This window comes from Marinomonas pontica, from assembly GCF_026191375.1.
Taxonomy (GTDB): domain Bacteria; phylum Pseudomonadota; class Gammaproteobacteria; order Pseudomonadales; family Marinomonadaceae; genus Marinomonas; species Marinomonas pontica.
This window is the reverse complement of record NZ_JAODTL010000022.1, coordinates 106,655-125,794: the sequence shown is the minus strand read 5'-3', so window position 1 is coordinate 125,794 and position 19,140 is coordinate 106,655. Positions and strand designations below refer to the sequence as shown.

23 protein-coding genes are annotated in these 19,140 nt (G+C 43.9%); 7 read left to right on the top strand and 16 right to left on the bottom strand.

The window, feature by feature from the left end; genetic code table 11:
* Window position 1 precedes the first annotated feature (1 nt).
* Genes murB through N5P32_RS03655 form a run of 8 tightly spaced genes read right to left on the bottom strand, consistent with a single transcriptional unit; the run spans window position 2 to window position 5,780 of the window.
* Window positions 2-1,084: a UDP-N-acetylmuramate dehydrogenase gene (murB, locus tag N5P32_RS03690; RefSeq protein WP_265727829.1), complete on the bottom strand. Its 1,083-nt coding sequence runs from the start codon at window positions 1,082-1,084 to the stop codon at window positions 2-4.
* A gap of 9 nt (window positions 1,085-1,093) precedes the next feature.
* Window positions 1,094-1,570, bottom strand: coding sequence for a low molecular weight protein-tyrosine-phosphatase (locus tag N5P32_RS03685; RefSeq protein ID WP_265727828.1), 477 nt, complete (start codon window positions 1,568-1,570; stop codon window positions 1,094-1,096).
* Entirely contained in the window at window positions 1,567-1,764 is a 198-nt protein-coding gene (locus N5P32_RS03680; RefSeq protein WP_265727827.1) for a Trm112 family protein, read from the bottom strand. Before N5P32_RS03680 ends, N5P32_RS03685 begins: the two co-directional genes overlap by 4 nt.
* Window positions 1,757-2,794 carry a tetraacyldisaccharide 4'-kinase gene (gene lpxK / locus N5P32_RS03675; protein WP_265727826.1) on the bottom strand — a complete coding sequence of 346 codons (1,038 nt, stop codon included), beginning with the start codon at window positions 2,792-2,794 and terminating at the stop codon, window positions 1,757-1,759. The genes N5P32_RS03680 and lpxK overlap by 8 nt, the downstream gene beginning before the upstream one ends.
* Window positions 2,791-3,213: an ExbD/TolR family protein gene (locus N5P32_RS03670; protein ID WP_265727825.1), complete on the bottom strand. Its 423-nt coding sequence runs from the start codon at window positions 3,211-3,213 to the stop codon at window positions 2,791-2,793. The genes lpxK and N5P32_RS03670 overlap by 4 nt, the downstream gene beginning before the upstream one ends.
* On the bottom strand, window positions 3,210-3,836 hold the full coding sequence (locus N5P32_RS03665; protein ID WP_265727824.1) for a MotA/TolQ/ExbB proton channel family protein: 627 nt from the start codon (window positions 3,834-3,836) through the stop codon (window positions 3,210-3,212). Before N5P32_RS03665 ends, N5P32_RS03670 begins: the two co-directional genes overlap by 4 nt.
* Window positions 3,837-3,849: 13 nt before the next feature.
* Window positions 3,850-5,055 carry a ComEC/Rec2 family competence protein gene (locus tag N5P32_RS03660; protein WP_265727823.1) on the bottom strand — a complete coding sequence of 402 codons (1,206 nt, stop codon included), beginning with the start codon at window positions 5,053-5,055 and terminating at the stop codon, window positions 3,850-3,852.
* Window positions 4,980-5,780 (bottom strand): hypothetical protein, encoded by an 801-nt coding sequence (locus N5P32_RS03655; RefSeq protein WP_265727822.1) that lies wholly within the window; start codon window positions 5,778-5,780, stop codon window positions 4,980-4,982. The genes N5P32_RS03660 and N5P32_RS03655 overlap by 76 nt, the downstream gene beginning before the upstream one ends.
* A 43-nt stretch (window positions 5,781-5,823) precedes the next feature.
* Here N5P32_RS03655 and N5P32_RS03650 point away from each other — a divergent pair, with 43 nt between their 5' ends.
* Entirely contained in the window at window positions 5,824-6,039 is a 216-nt protein-coding gene (locus N5P32_RS03650; RefSeq protein ID WP_265727821.1) for a DUF2062 domain-containing protein, read from the top strand.
* 52 nt (window positions 6,040-6,091) lie between these two features.
* The gene (locus tag N5P32_RS03645) at window positions 6,092-6,349 is read left to right on the top strand and encodes a DUF2062 domain-containing protein (RefSeq protein ID WP_409371074.1); all 258 of its coding nucleotides are present in this window, start codon (window positions 6,092-6,094) and stop codon (window positions 6,347-6,349) included.
* Between the two features lie 42 nt (window positions 6,350-6,391).
* Here N5P32_RS03645 and N5P32_RS03640 read toward each other — a convergent pair whose 3' ends face one another.
* From N5P32_RS03640 to dapA, 5 genes are all read right to left on the bottom strand, one after another.
* On the bottom strand, window positions 6,392-7,078 hold the full coding sequence (locus N5P32_RS03640) for an ABC transporter ATP-binding protein (RefSeq protein WP_265727819.1): 687 nt from the start codon (window positions 7,076-7,078) through the stop codon (window positions 6,392-6,394).
* The gene (locus tag N5P32_RS03635; RefSeq protein WP_265727818.1) at window positions 7,071-8,315 is read right to left on the bottom strand and encodes a lipoprotein-releasing ABC transporter permease subunit; all 1,245 of its coding nucleotides are present in this window, start codon (window positions 8,313-8,315) and stop codon (window positions 7,071-7,073) included. The genes N5P32_RS03640 and N5P32_RS03635 overlap by 8 nt, the downstream gene beginning before the upstream one ends.
* A gap of 66 nt (window positions 8,316-8,381) precedes the next feature.
* Window positions 8,382-9,098, bottom strand: coding sequence for a phosphoribosylaminoimidazolesuccinocarboxamide synthase (gene purC, locus N5P32_RS03630; RefSeq protein ID WP_265727817.1), 717 nt, complete (start codon window positions 9,096-9,098; stop codon window positions 8,382-8,384).
* A 41-nt stretch (window positions 9,099-9,139) separates the two neighbouring features.
* Window positions 9,140-10,093, bottom strand: a complete 954-nt coding sequence (locus N5P32_RS03625) for a hypothetical protein (RefSeq protein ID WP_265727816.1) — start codon at window positions 10,091-10,093, stop codon at window positions 9,140-9,142.
* Between the two features lie 115 nt (window positions 10,094-10,208).
* Window positions 10,209-11,090, bottom strand: coding sequence for a 4-hydroxy-tetrahydrodipicolinate synthase (gene dapA, locus N5P32_RS03620; RefSeq protein WP_265727815.1), 882 nt, complete (start codon window positions 11,088-11,090; stop codon window positions 10,209-10,211).
* Between the two features lie 222 nt (window positions 11,091-11,312).
* Between dapA and bcp the strand changes: the two genes are divergently transcribed.
* Entirely contained in the window at window positions 11,313-11,762 is a 450-nt protein-coding gene (gene bcp, locus N5P32_RS03615; protein ID WP_265727814.1) for a thioredoxin-dependent thiol peroxidase, read from the top strand.
* A gap of 57 nt (window positions 11,763-11,819) precedes the next feature.
* Here bcp and N5P32_RS03610 read toward each other — a convergent pair whose 3' ends face one another.
* Window positions 11,820-12,800 carry an aldo/keto reductase gene (locus tag N5P32_RS03610; RefSeq protein ID WP_265727813.1) on the bottom strand — a complete coding sequence of 327 codons (981 nt, stop codon included), beginning with the start codon at window positions 12,798-12,800 and terminating at the stop codon, window positions 11,820-11,822.
* 106 nt (window positions 12,801-12,906) lie between these two features.
* Between N5P32_RS03610 and N5P32_RS03605 the strand changes: the two genes are divergently transcribed.
* Window positions 12,907-13,812 carry a LysR family transcriptional regulator gene (locus N5P32_RS03605; protein WP_265727812.1) on the top strand — a complete coding sequence of 302 codons (906 nt, stop codon included), beginning with the start codon at window positions 12,907-12,909 and terminating at the stop codon, window positions 13,810-13,812.
* An 18-nt stretch (window positions 13,813-13,830) separates the two neighbouring features.
* The gene (locus N5P32_RS03600) at window positions 13,831-14,718 is read left to right on the top strand and encodes an AEC family transporter (RefSeq protein WP_265727811.1); all 888 of its coding nucleotides are present in this window, start codon (window positions 13,831-13,833) and stop codon (window positions 14,716-14,718) included.
* Window positions 14,719-14,721: 3 nt separating this feature from the next.
* Here the strand turns inward: N5P32_RS03600 and N5P32_RS03595 are convergent, their stop codons facing one another.
* Window positions 14,722-15,615 (bottom strand): choline sulfate utilization transcriptional regulator, encoded by an 894-nt coding sequence (locus tag N5P32_RS03595; RefSeq protein ID WP_265727810.1) that lies wholly within the window; start codon window positions 15,613-15,615, stop codon window positions 14,722-14,724.
* A gap of 129 nt (window positions 15,616-15,744) precedes the next feature.
* On the opposite strand from N5P32_RS03595, the gene betC reads away from it, so the two are divergent.
* Window positions 15,745-17,268, top strand: coding sequence for a choline-sulfatase (gene betC / locus N5P32_RS03590; RefSeq protein ID WP_265727809.1), 1,524 nt, complete (start codon window positions 15,745-15,747; stop codon window positions 17,266-17,268).
* A gap of 34 nt (window positions 17,269-17,302) precedes the next feature.
* Window positions 17,303-18,247, top strand: a complete 945-nt coding sequence (gene choX, locus N5P32_RS03585) for a choline ABC transporter substrate-binding protein (RefSeq protein WP_265727808.1) — start codon at window positions 17,303-17,305, stop codon at window positions 18,245-18,247.
* Window positions 18,248-18,313: 66 nt separating this feature from the next.
* On the opposite strand, the gene queF is transcribed toward choX, so the two are convergent.
* Window positions 18,314-19,129, bottom strand: coding sequence for an NADPH-dependent 7-cyano-7-deazaguanine reductase QueF (gene queF / locus N5P32_RS03580; protein WP_265727807.1), 816 nt, complete (start codon window positions 19,127-19,129; stop codon window positions 18,314-18,316).
* Window positions 19,130-19,140 lie beyond the last annotated feature (11 nt).

Here is a 19,140-nt window from a genome sequence, read left to right as displayed (position 1 = left end):
TCTAACCTACCTCAACACTTGAGTATGCTGATTGAGGTAGCTGCACCGGTTCCCGCTCCAACAGAACACCATACTTATCATTAACAGAAAGCTTAATTTGCGCCTCCAAGTCGAGCAGCGAATCAGCAAGAGATTCAGAATAGTTTACCAATACCAAGGCTTGTTTATCGTATACACCAACACCCTGAAACACTTTACCTTTCCACCCTGCCTGATCAATCAGCCACCCTGCGGCTAACTTATAACCCGCTTCGAACGGAAATGACACAAGGCTTGGGTATTGCGCTTTTAACACATCGTGTTGTTTTTGATCAACAATAGGGTTTTTAAAAAAACTGCCTGCATTACCTATAGCAAGAGGGTCGGGTAATTTTTCACTTCTGACTTGGCAAACAAGATTAAAGACTGATTCAAGGCTAGGAATGCCTTCTATCCGTTCAGACAAACCACCGTAATTTAGTTGTAGCACCCCTTGTTTTTTTAACGATAATTCAATTGCCGTGATTAACAAGCTGCCTTTCCAGACGCCTTTGAAATGGCTGTCGCGATAAGCAAAGCCACAGTCATGCCCAGTAATCCAATACACATCACCAGTCGTCGTATTAATCACTTGCACACGAGCGATGACGTCTTTAATTTCAACACCATAAGCACCAATATTCTGAACAGGCGCCGCTCCAGCTGTACCGGGAATCAAGGCCAAGTTCTCAATACCAAACCAGTGTTGTGTTACGGCATGCTCAACGACTTGATGCCAATTCTCTCCTGACGCAACCGTAAGACTGACTTGATTGCCAGCTTGCTCTCTGGCACTGATGCCAGTCAAACGATTGATGATGACCAATCCAGGTACATCAGCAGCAATTAATACATTGCTGCCACCACCGATCATAGTGATTGGCTGTTTAAAATGCTTCGCCCACGCTAACAAGGCCTTTAACGACTCTAAATCTGTTGCAGTTGCTAGAAACTCAGCCAGATAGTCAAAGCGAAAAGTATTGTACTTAGCCAATGACACCTGTTCCTGAATGGACTCTTCTGCTTGTACAGCAGCAAAATCGGTTATGTTGAATCGCATTTTCATTAGACGGACTTAGTCTTCTCGGCTGGAAATAAGGTGGTGAACAAAAGCGTTAGCGATGGTCTTTAAATGCGAACGCATCTGAGCAAACCCATCTTGACCACCGTAATAAGGATCGACGACTTCTCCAAAATCAGCGATGTGATCAAACTCACCAAACATAACCAATTTAGCTGGGCTGTTTTCAGGTTGAATTTTCTGAAGATTGGACAAATTTTCACGATCCATCGCAAGAATCCAATCAAATGCGTAAAAATCATCAACCGACACCTGCCTTGCCTTTTGTTGCTCAATATTAATATCGATCTGCTGAAGAGCGAATACAGAACGAGGGTCTGGTGGATTGCCGACGTGATAGGCCGCCGTACCCGCAGAGTCCAATTCCAAAAAAACGCCTTGCTCATTCGACACAGACTCTAAAATCCCTTGCGCAGCTGGCGATCTGCATATATTCCCTAAACATACAGTCAGGACTTTATACGACCTCATTTTGCTGAACCAGAATCCAAGCGCTCTTCAGACGTTAGAGTGCGAGCTTCTGTTTCAAGCAATACAGGAATACCGTCACGAACTGGGTAAGCCATGCCACCCACTTTACTGATCAATTCTGTGCCGTCTTTGCTTAAAGTCAGTGACGCTTTGGTTACAGGGCAAACTAGAATGTCTAATAATGTTTTATTCATAAGAAGATACCGCTTTTATTGTGTTTAGCTTCTCTAAAAAAGCCTGTTTAAAAGGTTCTGGTAGCACCAAAGAAACGGGTAAATACCAGATATTTGAATTTCTTAACCCAAGAGCTTTGCACTTAACAGCGTCTTTTTCCGTCATAAGTACGGCGCCTTCTTGGGGGATATCTGTTGCAGTAAACACATGATGATCATTGAACCACTGATGCGTCACTGTGTTGAGATCTAAACCAAGCTGGCTCAAGGTAGCGAGAAAACGTTCAGGATTACCAATACCAGCCATAATGTGCCAAGATTTCTCTTCCAACAGCGCTTTTTGTGCATCGCGTTGCAGATCACCATTCAGAGACAGCAACTTTGTCGATGCAAGCGCCGTAAGCACAACAGAGACTGGCAATTGTTGTAGTGGCAATGTCATCTTGCTTGTCACACTGACAACAAAATCCACGCTTGAAAGCCGTTCGATAGGTTCTCTTAACGGACCGACAGGCAACAACTGACCATTCCCAAGACCACGAGATGCGTCCAACATAGCCACTTCAATATCTCTGTGTAACTGATAGTGCTGCATACCATCATCACAAATAATGATGTTTACATCGTGCGTAGCCAGCAAATGCTTTACCGCCTCATCCCTTTTTGGGAAAACAACCATAGGGCAGGCTGTTCTGCGAGCCAGCATGACAGGTTCATCACCGACATCGAGTGCAGAGCTATCGGGAGTAACCTGAGTGGGTGCCTTAACCTTCACGCCATGACCTCTAGAAACAATCCCTGGACGATAGCCTTGTGCCAAAAGCAGTTCGCATAATGCGACCACCATGGGTGACTTGCCCGTTCCGCCAACACTGATATTTCCGACAACAACCACAGGCACTGGTGCCCGGTAAGAACGCTCAGGAAAATCTAGAAAAGCTTGACGCTTATTGCGCACATGACTTCGAATCAAAGGTTGCAGCGGACGAAACACATGGGTCCAGCCGCAGCGACCGTACCACGAGCGAGTAAACAAGGATTCCAAACTCACTGGATCGGCTCTTTTTGCGCAGTATGAGCAAGCTTCGTAATACCCAAGGTTGCCGCGGCATCATACACCCTTAATACCATGTCATAGGACGCTTTTGCGTCAGCCGTGATAATCAAAGGTCGAGTAAAGTCCCCTTCTGTTACTTCTTTCAAGCCTTGCACTAATGTACTGACTTTTTCGTTAATCAAAGTCTGACCATTAATGACATACTGACCATCTGCGGTAATGACCAACTCTACATTTTGAGCACGATCAGTACTGGGTGCATTTGATGTGGCTGTTGGCAGGTCAATTGTTAGCTCTGTGCTTTGATTAAAGGTTGTACTAACCATAAAGAAAATGAGCAGGAGAAAAACAACGTCAATTAATGGCGTAAGATTAATTTGAACGTCATCTATTTTTTGACGTCTAAACTTCACTGAGCCACTCCCGTCTTATCACGGTCACCATGCAAAGCATCGACCAACTTTGTAGATTGCTGCTCCATAGTCACCACAAGCTCATCAATCTTGCGACTAAAGAAACGATGAAAAATTAATGCTGGGATAGCCACACCAAGCCCAGCAGCCGTTGTTAGTAAGGCTTCCGATATACCACCTGCTAATAACGCGGTATTTCCAGCCCCACTCTCCATCAATACTGAAAACACTTTAATCATACCCACGACCGTCCCTAGCAAACCCAGCAAAGGAGAAATTGCCGCAATCGTCCCAAGAGTATTCATAAAACGTTCTAATTCATGGATGACATGACTGGCTGCTTCTTGGACGCTTTCTTTCATGGCACCACGACCGTGTTTGGAGTTTAACAAGCCTGCAGCAAAAATAGACGCCAACCCAGTTTTGGCTTGCATGGTGCGGATGTATTCCAATGTCATACGGTCATCCCGAAGACGTGTCATCACATCTGAGAGCAGACCGTTCGGCGCAACAGCCGATTTTCGAAGTGTCCAGAAACGCTCTAAAATAATGGCCAGCGCAAGAATAGAACAGGCCATCAATGGCCACATGAAAAAACCACCAGTTTGAATAAAGGCTAACACATCGCTCTCCAAATTAAGTTTGAATGTAATTTAACACACTCTCTAACTTTTCTACACGCTTGCAAGTGTCAGATTTTAAGAGAAAAAATGAATAGATACACGCAGAATGTCGCAAAACTGTTCGATCATTTTCAAAGAAAAACGATAACGATTCATGATCCTCAACAATGACCCAATCGACCTTTAATGCCGTCATCATCGCCATAATTTGAGTCGACGCATATTTTCTCAAAACCACCCATGACACATTCAATGACAGCAATTGCTCAGGGGTCATTGCTGTCATATCGGCCGGAGACAACAAATAGACACGATTTTGAGCAGGCATGACATAGCCATCAAACAATAACCGATTTAAATCATGGGCCGCCCAAGAATCCACCATCAGTACAGTGGATTTATCTTTTATCATGAGGCGACCATCTGAATTTAAAATGGTGAGATTCGCCCCATTTTCTTCAATAAAAGCAGAAGCAAACAGTGTGCTCCAAATACCCACCACACACAACAAGCCCCGCTTCAATGGGCTTTGATACACCCAAAACCCGATCAAAAACAACATCAATAAGCGCGGAGCACTCGAAGCATATTGTTCAAAAGGCAACAAAGGCAGCTCGAATGCCAGCCAATCAACACCATCAATAATTAAGCGCAGTATTACATCCAATATTGAATAGCTGAGATCGGTACCCACAACAACCACTTCAACACATGCTGCAATCCCCCAAGGAAACCAAACAAACGCAGCAAACGGGATCAAAACAACATTGGTCAAAATAGACACACTGGAGATGGCCTCTTGCCAGCCAAGAATCAATACCATAGACGCAGTGCTCAGCATGAGCTGCACCATCAACAAACGAGACAATTTAACCGTCGTTTGACAGTACCCAATCAATAGAAAAACCATGCTGAAAGACAACCACAGACCAGGACTTAGAATCGATCTCGGCTCTACTAATAATATTAGCCATAAAGCAAAAATAATAATGCCATGAGGGGATGCTTTGAGTGCCAACATTCGAGCACATAAATACACACTCAACATAATAGACGCCCTCACAACTGGCTCGCCCCAATTGGTGATATAGGCATATCCAAACAGCATAGGAATAACAATCGCAGCATCACAATGCCAACGGGTCAAACCCGACAAGAGCATTTTTGCAGGTAACAATAGCCAAATGACTCGACTAATGAGTCGGCCGATGACGAACATAAACCCCGTATGCAACCCAGAAACAACAAAAAGATGTGCCAAGCCAAGCGTTCTAATGACCCAAGTATTTTTTCACTCCACAGGTCGTTTTGACCTAACAATAATGCCTTAGAAAAGCGCCAGCTATCATAGCTTTGCAACGCACTATCGAGCCGATTTGTTAACTTATCTCGAACGTTATACGGACTATTATCCAATCGTTCTATTTCGCCATCTGCAAATTCGACTGTAATCTGTGCAGCTTGCCGTTTGACATACAGTTGCCGCTGCCACCAAGCCCCCTCTTTAGCAGGTATAACAAGCCTAGCCGTTCGCCCTTTATAAAGTAACGAATCATGCTGATTTGATGTATGTGGAGCGAATTCTCGTAGTGTAAAGTTATCTTGGGAGTGCCAATTACCGTTGGCCGTTTGGTAGGTTATAGCAATGGATTGCCCCTGAATCGCACCCTGTAATTTCGTCAGCAATGGCTCGGGAAAGGTCAGTTTTCGATCATCAAAATCCACCCAAACAATAGCGCCATCAAAGACAGGAAAGGGCTCGGGTGAATTGAACTCATGGAAAAATACTGAAAGTAAGGAGAGAAGTGTCAAAAAGAAAACTATTAAACGCTTTGTCCATATTAAGTAGAGACACATGATTATGATGTGAGTAGAATAGGCCCACAAATAATCGCTCGGCACCAATATGGCGCCCATCAATATGGACAAACTACTTAGTAACATAAGACCTCCTTGTCTTAAATTGCTAATTTTTTAATACCTGATTATGCCGAAGAATTATCTAAAAAAATTCATACCAAACCCAGAAAAACTCAAACAAAGCAAAGCACTTGGTCTGCTAGGTTCTCAGATTTATGAAGCTAACCTTTGGCATTTGAACAGAAAATCTGTCGCCAGAGCATTTTTCAACGGGTTGTTCTGGGCATTCATTCCAATGCCTTTTCAAATGCTGGCGTCTGCATTACTGGGCTATCCCTTTTAGAGCAAACATACCTCTTTCTATTGCATTAGTCTGGATCACTAACCCATTGACGATGCCATTTGTCTTTTATTTTAACTACAAAGTAGGCTCGCTAATCCTTGGTCACCACCATGAAAAAGACTTTCAGCTATCAGTTGAATGGATTTGGGATAAAATGGAACACATTTGGATGCCTTTGTACGTTGGCTCCATTGTTTCAGGATTGATTGTTGGTGCAATCAGTTACGCTGCCATCACTGTGCTGTGGCGACTTCATGTTGTAAAACGCTGGAAAGAACGAAAACTACGCAACACACCCTCTGAAAAGTAATGCACTGAGGAGGCATGCGAAATGCCCCTCACACAACTAAAATCATTTCAAAGGCTCTAAGGCACCTTTAGAAAGACGATAAGCCGAATCCATCCAGTCCAACATCTTTTCATCATGAGTCACAACCAAAAAGGCCATGTCGTAGCTTGATTTCAACTCATTAATCAGATTCTGAATCTCTAGCGACGTCGTTTCATCTAGATTACCCGTTGGCTCATCCATCAAGACACAAGCAGGTCGGTTCGCAAGAGCACGGGCAATGGCCACACGCTGCCTCTCACCTCCAGACAATTGTGATGGTTTATGATGTAAGCGATCTTTTAAGCCGACTTGCGTTAATAGTTCCTCACCACGCTTATTGGCATCTTTTTTATCAAGTCCGGCAATCCACATCGGCATCAATACGTTTTCTAGCGCTGTAAACTCAGCCAATAAATGATGGAACTGATAAACAAACCCCATTTCTTTATTGCGCATTTTGGCGCGCTTGGCGTCTTTCATGCTAGACCAAGAAACACTCGCCAATTTCACATCACCGCTCGTTGCCAAATCCAATCCGGCGAGCAGATTAAGCAATGTTGTTTTCCCTGAACCAGAGGCACCAACAATGGCACAGGTCTCCCCTTTATTTAAGGATAGGTCAATCGATCGAAAGACATCAACAACCTGTTTACCATCAAGATATTGCTTAGAGAGCGCTCGACATTCTAACACCAACTCATTACTCATAACGTAACGCCTCCGCAGGCTCGACCTTTGACGCACGCCAAGCAGGGTAAATAGTCGCAGCAACCGTCATAATGAAAGCAGAGATCACAATCAACTCCACATCAGACCATTGAAGCTCAGAAGGCAAGTAATTAATAAAATACACATCGGCACTTAAAAACTGCACATTAAATAATGTCTGTAAAGCCGCAATGATTTCACTTACATTGAGCGCCAGAGCAACGCCCGATACAACGCCGATTAATGTACCAAACATACCTATAAACATGCCCTGAACGATAAATACCCACATCACTTGACCAGAGGTCAGACCCATCGTTCTTAAGATAGCAATATCGTTTCTTTTATCCGTTACAACCATCACCAGCGTAGACACAATATTGAATGCCGCCACCGCCACAATAAGCAACAGAAGCAGACCAATCATGGTCTTTTCCATCTTAATAGCCTGAAACAAGCTACCATGAGTACGAGTCCAATCACTGACTCGATTCTGTCCAGGCACCGCCCTTGCGATGTCCCAAATATGCGATGGCGCTAAAAACAAATCATCAAATGAAATCCGCAGAGCTTCGACTTGATCTTCTTTATAACGTTTCAACTTAGCGGCATCATTAATATTGATGTAAGCCAAACTGCTGTCCAACTCAGCACCAACCTCAAACGTTCCAACCACAGTAAAACGCTTTAGAACAGGGGCAACTCCAGCAATTGATACATTTGCTTTAGGTAAAATTGCCGTCACTTTATCACCAATATCAACCCTGAGCATCTTCGCTAACTGAGCCCCTAAAACAATACCAAAACTTGTATCATTCAATGCATCCAGTGAGCCAGAGGCCATGTTGTCATCGATAATCGAAACCTTTTTTTCCATTTCTGGATTAATACCGTTAAGTATGGCGCCATGTACACTTGAGCCAGACTGAAACATCACTTGCGCTTGTGTGTGCGGCGCAACCCCCACCACATTAGGCATTTTTTCTACCAGCTTGGCTGTGTCACGCCAATCAGCTAGAACGGGGCTGCCCCACAATGTCGCATGTGGCACCATACCTAAAATTCGTTGGCGTAGCTCCCGGTCAAATCCATTCATGACGGACAAAACAGTAATAAGAACCATCACCCCAAGCGCAAGACCAGCTATAGAGGAAAAGCTAATAAATGAAATAAAATGATTTGAGCGCTTTGCTCGGGCGTACCGTAAACCGATAGTAACAGGAAGGAAGTTAATCAATGCGTATCCTTGCATGGCAAAATGGAGGGAATTACCCCTCCATTATGGATTTAATCGCCAGTTGTCTTACGCGTCGAAATCGATCCCTATACGACGACCTACATCTTCGTAAGCTTCGATCACGCCACCCAAGCCTTGGCGGAAACGATCTTTGTCTAGTTTTTCTTTGGTCTTAGCGTCCCACAAACGGCAGCCGTCTGGGGAGAACTCATCACCCAACAACACTTCGCCTTTATATAGGCCAAATTCTAATTTGTAATCAACTAGAATCATGCCACCTTCCGCAAAAATCGCTTTTAATACATCATTCACTTTGTAAGTAAGCTCTTTTGCTTTCGCTAGGTCAGCCGCTTTCGCCCAACCAAAGGACTCAACATGGGATTCATTGATCATCGGATCACCCAATGCGTCGTTCTTTAAAAACAATTCAAATGTTGGTGGTGTCAAAGCAATGCCTTCTTCTACACCCAAACGGCGACATAAACTGCCAGCCGCAACATTACGAACAACGCATTCAACAGGCATCATATCAAGACATTTAACCAGTGACTCAGTATCGCTTAGTAGCTTTTCAAAATGCGTTGGAATGCCTGCTTCCTGCAATTTGGTCATGATGAACGCATTAAATTTATTGTTCACCATGCCTTTACGGTCAAGCTGTTCAATTCGCTTACCATCAAATGCAGAGGTATCATCACGAAATACTAGAACCATCTTGTCAGGATCATCTGTACGAAATACAGATTTTGCCTTACCTGCATACAGCTCTTGTCGTTTTTCCATTGGAGAGTCTCCGGTCTTCTTTTGTGAGGGGTTAATCTTAATTAATTTACAAAACGCTGCGCCAGGTGGAATGAAACCACTTCCGGCGAGGCCATAGAAGAAACATCAATAACTAAAAAATCGCCTGCTTTTTGATGCATAATTTTATAAGCGTACTCTCGGTTCTCCCAGCTAACGTCATCTAAGTTACGACGAATACTTTTAAGGGATTTAGTAGCTTCACTACCGACTATCGGTAGACTAAAATCTACAACGTCTCCTACGCGTGCAACGTCTTCAGGCGGAACGGGGGCAAGCATATTGTCTGCATTCGGAATCAAATAAATGCCCGCTGCGTTCAACTTCGATTCCAATTCAGGTGTAGAAACATTATCGCCCAAGTGAATAGCAAAAATACCGTGATGATCCACCCAAACTGGGAATGCAGACGCTGAATCACGATTTGAAAGGTACGCAGACGCCTGATTTAATTGACGACCAATGGTGCCCCACAAACGCACAGCCACCGCGTAAGCGTCTTCATTTTGGGCTGGGCTCATCCAGTTGCTAGGCTCAACATCCTGCTGTTCATCTCGAAATTGAACCGCCACCAATGTTTTGCCGCCAACGTCACTAAAACGGAAGGAGAACGCCGTTTTTGCTGGATGCAAACGAGTAATATCACTCCATAACGACGCCCACCAGCCTTGAGGGTGAAAGTCGAACGGGACAGACACGATTTGATCCTCTGTCTGAGAAGATATTGGAGAACCGGCCCCATGCAGAGCAGTAAGAAAATCTGAAACAATACGCTTAGAGTGCTCCACGCTGGTAGGCACAGTGAATTCTATCGCGTCATCCTGTTCCAGCACATCGATTGCGGTCATTGGGTAGAAAACAAACGGTGCTCTTGGCGTTTCAAATGGCTTCACTTCCTCTAAATTCGCAATCGCGTTTTCATTAGGAATAACAAGCAAGTCCTTCGACTGCTCTGACCCTGCCGGTTTATCAAGCACAGTAATAGTCGGTTGCTTTTTTTGATAATCGTTAGAATGATCCGTAAAAAAGCACTGCAACCAGACAAAATCAGCGCGACAGAACCAGCACCCACTAACTTCAATGTCGAATATTTCATACTAACAACGCTCCTGCTTCGATTAATGCCTGACGAACAGCAGCGTGATATTGTTCTGATAACGGCGTTAAAGGCAATCGAATTCCCTCTTCACACAGACCTAATTGACTGCAAGCCCATTTAACAGGAATAGGATTAGACTCCAAGAAAAGATTGGTATGAAGTGAAGAAATCGTCGTATCAATCGCATGCGCCTGATCTGCGTTGCCCGCTAATGCGGCTTCAGCGGCTTGAGCCACCGCTCTTGGCGCCACGTTAGCAGTAACAGAGATATTGCCTTTACCGCCCAAAAGCATCAACGAGACAGCGGTCGGATCGTCACCAGAATAGACAGCAAAACGGTCAGGCAACGCTTTGATTAACGCTTCGCCTCGCTCTAAATTGCCCGTTGCGTCTTTGATACCAACGATATTTTTGATGGTAGACAGGCGAACAACGGTGTCATTTTGCATATCACATGCCGTTCTACCCGGTACGTTATATAAAATTTGAGGGATATCCACCGCATCGGCGATGGCTTTGAAATGTTGGAACAAACCTTCTTGAGTCGGTTTATTGTAATAAGGGGTCACCAGCAAACAAGCATCTGCACCTGCGTCTTTCGCGCTGCGAGTCAAATCAATGGCCTCATGAGTTGCATTAGCTCCAGTGCCAGCAATAACAGGAACGCGACCCTTTACCGTATTAACCACTTGCCGAATCACATTGGCGTGTTCTTCTGGTGTCAGTGTTGAGGATTCACCTGTTGTGCCAACTGCCACTATACCGTGAGTACCCTCGTTGATATGAAACTCTATTAGATCATCTAATTTTTTAGTATCTACAGCGCCATCAGCTGACATAGGTGTGATAAGCGCAACTAAACTACCTGTGATCATTTCGAGTCTCCGATAAAATTATAAGCGCGCCTATAGTAACGTCCAGACTCTGGTTTAACAATAATTGAGGGGCGTAAAGCCCGAGTAAATTCATAAGAAAAGCAATCCAAGAGGATTTTTAACTTGGCTCTTGTTAAGCTAAAGAAACAAATGTCGCATACATAGAATAAATAATAGACAACCCACCGTCTTCGACTTTTAAAAATGAATAAAGAGAGCTATATGACAATTAAAATAGGACAAACTGCACCAGACTTTACCGCCAAGGATCAAAACGGTGACACGATCACCCTTGCTCAGTTCAAAGGCAAAAAAGTCGCTTTGTATTTTTACCCAAGAGACAACACGCCAGGCTGCACAGCTCAAGCGTGCGATTTGCGTGACAACTACCAAGCACTATTAGAACAAGGTTTCGTTGTCGTAGGTGTCAGTACAGATACCGAGAAAAAACATCAAAACTTCATAGCAAAATACGAATTACCTTTTCCTTTGATAGCAGACACCGAAAAAGAAGTGCATGAGTTGTATGGCACTTGGCAACTGAAAAAATTTATGGGGCGTGAATCCATGGGCACAGTAAGAACCACATTTATTATTGATGAAGAAGGCGTTATTTCCGACATCATCGGTAAAGTGAAAACCAAAGCGCATGCTGAACAAATTTTAAAATAGGCTGAATCACAAAATGGCGCGAGATTTTTCGCGCCATTCTCTCTCAGACACTTCCAGTTAAATCCCACCACGAATTGCATTTCTGACGTCGGACCGATAAAAATCCCCTAACATCTCATGCAACTCTTTACTCAGTGGAGGCAAACTCGATGCCGCTGCATTTCGTACCACTTGAGATGAGCGACTGGCTCCTACAATAATGCTTGATACCTGAGGCTGATCTAAAATCCAGCGCAAAGACACGTCCAGAATATTATGACCTTCAGGCAATTTCCCATTGAGTTTATCAACCAGCGCTACGCCTTTTTCATATGGGATGCCGTTAAAGGTTTCTCCAACATGAAATGCTGCGCCGTCTTTGTTATAAAATCGATGATCTTGCTCATCAAAAATACGATCCAACTTCATTTTCCCGGTTAATAATCCACTGGCGAGTGGCAAGCGAACAATAACACCGACATTATTTTTTTCAGCTAACGGCAACAATGACTCAACGGCATCTTGACGGAATACATTGAACAAAATTTGCAAACTGGCGATCTCAGGATGATCACAACAAAACATCGCCTCATCGAGCATTTCTACACTCGCCCCAAAATGCTGGATGATGCCGTCCTTTTTAAAATCTTCCATCCAGGCCAGCAAATCACCAGAAAACAAAACATCACGAGGCACGCAATGTAATTGCGCAAGATCGATAGATTCAACCCCCAAACGTTGAGCAGAAGCTTGCAGACTTTGCTTCACCTTTGCTTTGCTGTAACCATCCGGATAGAGCTCAGGATTTCTTCCCACTTTAGTGGCGATAACGGGCGGTTTACTCAATGCTGCTCGCCACTGCCCTATCCGCTGCTCACTTAGGCCTCCACCGTATACGTCAGCGGTATCAAAAAATTGCACACCTTCATTCAGCGCTGCTTGCAGTATCGCAGCGGCCTCGCTGTCTTCTATCGCGCCAAAGTCATTGCCTAGCTGCCAGCAGCCTAAACCAATTTCAGACACATTAAACCCTGTCTTTCCAAGCACTCTGGTTTTCATACACTCTCCAAATAGATTAATTGTCGAATATCCCTACTATACGAGCCTCTTCACTGTTTATAATTATCAATACATTAAAATTATTGTTTAATGAGACTGAACAATTATGAAAGCAAATTTTCCTGAAGGTATAAGAGAGTTCCTTGTCGTCGTTGAAGCACAAAGCTTTTCAAAAGCCGCCGAACAATTAAACATTTCTAGAGCTAGGGTCTCGCAAATCATCAGTCGTCTTGAGAAAGACATGCAAATCCAGCTCCTCTATCGTTCTACACGCTCCCTTTCTTTATCTCCTGCTGGCGAGACTTTTTACCAGCTCTCACGTCAGGGCGTTGATCAACTTGAGCATGCCGTAATGTCTGCCCAGAATGCACACGCAAACATTGCAGGTCAGATTAGAATTAACACTGTAGGCGGTCGATTTGGAGAAGAGATACTCGCGCCACTGTTACTTCAGTTTATGAACTTGCACCCAAAGGTAGACATAGAGTTGAGCTTTTCTAGCACGAGAGAAAACCTCATTGATGCGCAATACGATCTGGTGGTCAGAATGGGAGAGCTGACCAATTCGAACCTTATTGGCCGAAAACTCACAAGCTATACAAATCACCTAGTCGCCAGTCCAAATTACATTGAAACCATGTCAGCATTGCATCACCCGAAGGATTTACTTGAACACAACCTGATAAATGGCTCGGTGAAACGGTGGCCTTTTATTCATCGTGACAACCACGACAGGTATGAGCTGCCAATAAAGGGAAAACTCAACTGCCCTAACGGACATGTCGTAAAATCGGCAACTTTAGCGGGCATTGGCATATCAAGACAGCCTGAATACTATGTAAAACAGGAGATTGAGTCTGGAAAATTAATGGTATTACTGCCTGACTGGACACTGCCTCACTCTGATGTGTCTTTACTTTACCCCCATTCAAGAAATATCAGCTCTAGAGTCAATACACTAGTGAACTATCTTGTGGAAGCCTTTAACATAAAGGCAGACGACAACGAATAATATTCATTAAGGACATCTATGCTCTTAGCATTGGCAGGATCACTCACCCCGATTTTATTACTCATTTGTTTGGGCTTCATCCTCGGAAAAAAAACAGACTATTTAAACAGTCCTTCTTTGGGTGCGCTGGTTTCTAGCATTGGATTACCGGCACTATTGCTGTACTCAGTGCTGTCAATGCAAATGCAAGTTTTCAGCATGCTGAAAATCATCGCAGCAACGGTACTTGTCTTACTTATCGTGTCGTTGATCTCATTTATTATTTTGAAAACACTCAAGCTACCCACGCGATTTTATTTACCGCCCTTGGTGAACCCGAATACAGGCAATTTGGGCATTCCGATTGCGTTCGCTTTATTTGGTGCAGAAGGCATGGCCATCGCGGTGGTTATCTCATCTGTGGTTCAAATCAGCCACTTTACTTTGGGTGTTGGTTTCATGTCCGGCACCTATCACCCTAAACAATTGTTAAGGAATGGACCTGTCATCGCACTGGTCGTAGGCGCGCTTTTCTTAGGGTTTAACATTCGTTTGCCAACGCCCATAATGAGCACGCTAGACATGCTAAGTCACATCACCTTGCCAATCATGCTGATGCTGCTGGGCAAATCCATCAGCGGTTTGAAGGTAAACGAAAAAGGAAAAATAAGTCGGGCGTTATTACTGTCTGCGTTTCGACCTGCAGTAGGGGTATTCGCTGCGACCATCGTTGTGTTCTTATTTCCACTCAGTCCACTAGAAAGTGCCGTTCTCTTGGTACTTAATGCCATGCCTGTCGCTGTCATTAGCTACATGCTTGCCAGCAAATTTAAAGGGCCAGTAGACGAAATTGCCTTAATGATTCTACTGTCCTTACCACTATCTCTGTGTGCAGTGGGCGCTCTTTGGTGGCTGAAATTGCACTAATCATTACGACTTAAGCCAAGCTAGAAATGCCGACACTGGGGCTGTAGGCGTTCTCTGCTTGGATAGCACAGTGTAATACCCATTGTCTGATTGCACCGTAAAATCGGACAAAGCAACCAACACGCCACTTTGAATGTAATCATCCAAAAGGGGCGACCAGCCAAGACCAATTCCTTGTCCAGAAATAGCAGCCTGCACCAGAAGTGTGTAGTTATCAAATTCCATCACCGACTCAGAAGGCTGCCACAAAGACCCATTCAGCTGAAAGAGTCGCTCCCAGTCGATCCATTTTTGCCCCATGTCCGCATTTAATTTCAACAAGGGGGCTTTGATGAGATCCGACAGACTTTTGAAACCAGAACACTCCTCCAGCAATTTTGGACTGCAGACCGGATAGACCATTTCAGGCAACAATTTCTCAGTAAAATACCCTTGATACTGGCCTTCACCAAACAAAATAGCGATGTCCGCTTCCATCGAGACTAAATCAACTTCGGATTGCGACGTTTGAATGCGTATGTCTATTTCTTTATGCAGCCTCCGAAACTCTGGCAGTCGAGGCATCAGCCAAAAAGCGGCAAAAGCAAAATCCGTTGCGACAGTAATACGTTGAGTTTTCGGTTTTTGTTTAATTTTTTGCAACACTTCGCGCAAATCTCTAAGACTTGACTGTGTCGTTTTTAGTAACACATAGCCTGAGTCGGTCAATACAACACCACGGTATATGCGCTCAAATAAAGCCACGCCCAAAGTATCCTCTAGAGCACGGATTTGCTGGCTTACTGCAGGCTGGGTGGTGCCCAATTCACGCGCCGCCGCGGTAAAGCTCAACAATCTCGCTGATGCTTCAAAAACGACAAGTGACTGTAATGGTGGTAATTCAGAATCAGATAACATAAGTTCAGCTTATCCCATATATAAATATTTAGTCAGTTTACAGCTTCTTTTCGATAGCGCAATCTAGATAAAACAAGGCAATTTCTTTGTATTTGCCAATCTTTCCTTATTTATACATTAGAGATAATCATGGCAGAAAAACAACCCAATATACTTTTTATCATGGCTGATCAATTGGCTACATCCGCTCTTCCCATATACGGCAACCCAGTTGTAAAAACTCCCCACCTATCATCACTCGCTGAAAAAGGAGTGGTGTTTGATTCAGCGTACTGCAACAGCCCTCTGTGCGCGCCATCTCGGTATGTTCTCATGACAGGACAACTACCGAGTAAAATTGGCGCTTACGACAATGCCGCAGACTTCCCCGCTGACATTCCGACCTTTGCTCACTATTTAAGAGAAAAAAATTACAAGACCGCATTATCAGGAAAGATGCATTTTTGTGGACCCGACCAATTGCATGGGTTCGAAGAAAGGTTAACCACCGACATTTATCCTGCCGACTATGGCTGGTTTCCAAACTGGGACGATTTAACAACACGCCCTACTTGGTATCACAATATGTCATCCGTCACTCAAGCCGGTCCTTGTATTCGAAGCAATCAATTAGACTTTGATGATGAAGTGGTTTTTCATGCGCAACGATATCTATATGACTATGTAAGACGTGACCAAGATAGACCCTTTTGCTTAACCGTTTCCATGACGCACCCACACGACCCTTATGCCATTCCTCAGGAATATTGGGACAGATACACAAATGAAGAAATTGACCTACCAAAAATCCGTATTCCTAAAGACGAGCAAGACCCACATTCCGCTCGGCTTCAAGAGGTTTATGCATATTTCGACCAAGAGTTAACAGATCAGCAAGTTCGCAACGCGCGACGTGCTTACTATGGCGCCATTAGTTATGTCGATGACAAGATCGGTCTGCTTTTAAAAGCACTCAAAGAAACGGGCTTAGATGACAACACCATCATTGTGTTCTCAGGTGACCATGGCGACATGCTAGGCGAAAGAAACCTTTGGTACAAAATGTCATTCTTTGAAGGCTCTGCTCGTGTACCAATGATCGTACACGCGCCAAAACACTTCTCCGCAAAACGCATTAAAGAATCGGTTTCCACCATGGATTTATTGCCCACTTTTCTTGAAATGGCAACAAACAAATCGGATTATCAATACGCCATGCCCATTCAAGGAAAGAGCTTAATGCCTCACATTACGGGTAAAACAGAGGGCCATGATGAAGTCATTGGCGAATATTTTGGTGAAGGCGCAATCGCCCCGATTTTCATGATTCGCCGCGCCCAATACAAATACATCTATTGCCATATCGACCCAGAACAATTGTTTGATTTGTCAAATGACCCAGATGAACTGAATAATCTTGCTGAACATCCAGATTACAAAGACATTATTGATGAATTTAGGAAGGAAACCTCAGCGCGCTGGAATTCAGAAGCACTCACACAAGACGTGTTGGTAAGCCAACGCCGTCGTCGTCTCATTGTTAAAGCACTCAATAAAGGCAAAAAATTGGCGTGGGATCACCAGCCTATCTTTGACAGCAGTGAAATGTATATGAGAAACCATATTGATCTAGACGACTTAGAAACTCGCTCTCGCTTCCCTAAAGCAGAGTAAATTGATAAATAACTATCACAACAGGAGCACACAAATGAAAGCAATATCATTTAGTCGTACAGAACTCAAAACCTTTGGCCTCGTTAGTCTACTTCTTGGAAGCAGTGTTGCTTTGTCCGCAGAACCTGAACAATGCAAAAAAGTCACGTTTAGTGATCCTGGCTGGACCGATATTGGCGCCACAAATGGTGTAGCAACGACTTTATTAAAAGCATTGGGATACGACACACAAGTCTACCTTCTGAGCGTTCCCGTGGGCTTTGAGAGTATTAAAAATGGCGAAATTGATGCATTCATGGGCAATTGGATGCCCGCCCAGTCTGCTTTCATTGACAAATACAAGAACGACATTGATGTAGTTCGTACCAACTTGGAAGGCGTCAAATTTACACTGGCTGTGCCAAAATACGTCTTTGACGCAGGAGTGAAAGATTTCTCCGACTTGGAGAAATTCAGTAAAGAATTTCGTCAACGAATCTACGGTATCGATGCCGGCGCTCCAGCCAATCAAAAACTTCAGACCATGATAGATACTAATGATTTTGGGCTAAAAGACTGGAAAGTCGTCGAATCAGGCGAACAAGCAATGCTTTCACAAGTAGCAAGAACCATAAAACGTGATAACTTCATTGTCTTTTTAGCGTGGGAACCGCACCCAATGAATGTCAATTACGATTTAAAATACCTGACTGGTGGCGACAAATATTTTGGCCCTAATTATGGTGGCGCTACGATTAGAACTCTGACCAGAAAAGGCTATTCATCAGAATGTTCCAATGTTGGCAAACTGCTGTCGAACCTTGAATTTGGTTTGACCATGGAAAACGAAATGATTGCGTCTCCTGAAAAACCAGAAAAAGCCGCCGCCGATTGGATGAAAGCTCATCCAGAAATATTGGACAAATGGCTGCAAGGTGTCACCACCTTTGATGGCAAACCTGCGCTTAATATCGTGAAACAACAGCTTAGCGCCATGTAATACATGCACTAAATATAATGTCAAAAAAATGCCGCCTGATTTTTCAAGCGGCATTTTATCTTTACTTTATTGGCGCGTGAGACGATCATTCCCTAGCACCAATGGCACGGTTGAACGATAGGGATTGATATCTAATCCTCCTCGTCTGACATACCTTGCATACACGGTTAAACTTTCAGGCTGACATTGGCGCATAATATCAATAAAAATACGTTCAACGCATTGCTCATGAAAATCTGTATGCTCACGGAAAGAAATGACATATTTCAGCAGACTTTCATGCTGAATCTTTGGTCCTTTGTAGTCGATAAACACTGACCCCCAATCCGGTTGATTGGTAACAGGGCAATTAGACTTCAACAGATGGCTCACCAAACGCTCTTCCACTAAACCTATAGACGTATCTACCGCCAGCAAATAAGGGTTAGGGTGATAATCAGACACTTCAATATCCAATTCATCAATGCAGTAGTCTGGCGTTAGAACAACCAAGGATGCCATTGAATCCACATCGCGGATTATCACGGTGACGTCTGCGCCTGCGGCTGCCGACAAATCTTTTTCTAGCAACATCTGCACCGCTTGAGGCGACTCATATCGCATTTGATTTAACGAATTAAGATACAATTTGAACGATTTTGATTCGATAATATTAGGCGAATCATATGGCAAACGAAATTCTGCCAACGCAACAATTGGCTTGCCTTTCGTATTTAACCACGACAATTCATAAGCATTCCAAACATCTTCCCCATAGAATGGCAGGCGCTCAGATTCAATGCCCATTTCAGTCCATTTGTCCACTCTTGCAATGGGGTAAAGCAACCCTGCATCGTATTCAGAAACATATTCTGTTTGCTGACCTAAGGGTAAAAAGCCCATATAACACTACC

Coding starts and splice junctions, on each gene's coding strand:
- N5P32_RS03610 (WP_265727813.1), bottom strand. CDS start 12,800: ATGAAAACCAGAGTGCTTGGAAAGACAGGGTTTAATGTGTCTGAAATT.
- N5P32_RS03650 (WP_265727821.1), top strand. CDS start 5,824: ATGCCGAAGAATTATCTAAAAAAATTCATACCAAACCCAGAAAAACTC.
- betC (WP_265727809.1), top strand. CDS start 15,745: ATGGCAGAAAAACAACCCAATATACTTTTTATCATGGCTGATCAATTG.
- dapA (WP_265727815.1), bottom strand. CDS start 11,090: ATGATCACAGGTAGTTTAGTTGCGCTTATCACACCTATGTCAGCTGAT.
- N5P32_RS03680 (WP_265727827.1), bottom strand. CDS start 1,764: ATGAATAAAACATTATTAGACATTCTAGTTTGCCCTGTAACCAAAGCG.
- N5P32_RS03600 (WP_265727811.1), top strand. CDS start 13,831: ATGCTCTTAGCATTGGCAGGATCACTCACCCCGATTTTATTACTCATT.
- N5P32_RS03655 (WP_265727822.1), bottom strand. CDS start 5,780: ATGTTACTAAGTAGTTTGTCCATATTGATGGGCGCCATATTGGTGCCG.
- bcp (WP_265727814.1), top strand. CDS start 11,313: ATGACAATTAAAATAGGACAAACTGCACCAGACTTTACCGCCAAGGAT.
- choX (WP_265727808.1), top strand. CDS start 17,303: ATGAAAGCAATATCATTTAGTCGTACAGAACTCAAAACCTTTGGCCTC.
- N5P32_RS03645 (WP_409371074.1), top strand. CDS start 6,092: ATGCCATTTGTCTTTTATTTTAACTACAAAGTAGGCTCGCTAATCCTT.
- N5P32_RS03595 (WP_265727810.1), bottom strand. CDS start 15,615: ATGTTATCTGATTCTGAATTACCACCATTACAGTCACTTGTCGTTTTT.
- purC (WP_265727817.1), bottom strand. CDS start 9,098: ATGGAAAAACGACAAGAGCTGTATGCAGGTAAGGCAAAATCTGTATTT.
- N5P32_RS03640 (WP_265727819.1), bottom strand. CDS start 7,078: ATGAGTAATGAGTTGGTGTTAGAATGTCGAGCGCTCTCTAAGCAATAT.
- murB (WP_265727829.1), bottom strand. CDS start 1,084: ATGAAAATGCGATTCAACATAACCGATTTTGCTGCTGTACAAGCAGAA.
- queF (WP_265727807.1), bottom strand. CDS start 19,129: ATGGGCTTTTTACCCTTAGGTCAGCAAACAGAATATGTTTCTGAATAC.
- N5P32_RS03660 (WP_265727823.1), bottom strand. CDS start 5,055: ATGTTCGTCATCGGCCGACTCATTAGTCGAGTCATTTGGCTATTGTTA.
- N5P32_RS03685 (WP_265727828.1), bottom strand. CDS start 1,570: ATGAGGTCGTATAAAGTCCTGACTGTATGTTTAGGGAATATATGCAGA.
- N5P32_RS03605 (WP_265727812.1), top strand. CDS start 12,907: ATGAAAGCAAATTTTCCTGAAGGTATAAGAGAGTTCCTTGTCGTCGTT.